We start from the raw sequence: 519 nt of genomic DNA, 5'->3' as shown, positions 1-519 counted from the left end.
GTATACGGCCTTTGTATGAACACCTTTGTCATTGCTTAACAGCGGCAATGCAAAAAACGCCCGGTAAGCCAGACTGTTTCCGTCTACAAGCACTAATTTTTTTCGTTCTGTCATTCAATTTCCTCCTAAGAAGCCTCACGCTTCCATTCATCTCTTACATACTCATTAGCTCCTCTTATTTTAACAAAGTTCAATTTGAAAGGAAAATACGTGAACTATAAGAGAACACACAAAAAAGGACGGGAACACAAATAGGTTCCCGCCGTCAAAATTGGCTCCTTGGATGAAGGGGTTCTACTACATCCTACCAGCATATGTTTAACAGTGCATGAAGATATTGTTAAACCTTTGTAAACATTAGGCGGACTTTTCAGCGGCCCGTTTCAGCGTCACGGTAAAGACAGTTCCCCGTCCAGGCTCGCTTGTGACATCAATTTTCCCTTCATGAGCCTCTATTAAATGCTTCACAATCGCAAGGCCCAGCCCGGTTCCCCCCGAATTCCTGCTTCTGTCTTTATC

At 43.5% G+C, this 519-nt stretch carries 2 protein-coding genes; both read right to left on the bottom strand.

The annotated features are described in order from the left end of the window. A partial coding sequence (locus RVS70_RS23465; protein ID WP_414617187.1) for a hypothetical protein occupies nt 1-114 on the bottom strand: 114 nt, incomplete at its 3' end. Between the two features lie 243 nt (nt 115-357). Then, the coding region (locus RVS70_RS22010) for an ATP-binding protein (RefSeq protein ID WP_321134845.1) at nt 358-519 on the bottom strand (162 nt) is incomplete at its 5' end.

The sequence above is a fragment of the Virgibacillus sp. M23 genome (genome assembly GCF_034190895.1).
Taxonomy (GTDB): Bacteria; Bacillota; Bacilli; order Bacillales; family Amphibacillaceae; genus Virgibacillus; species Virgibacillus salarius.
The sequence above is the reverse complement of the archived record's forward strand: the minus strand, read 5'-3'. Positions and strand labels throughout refer to the sequence as shown.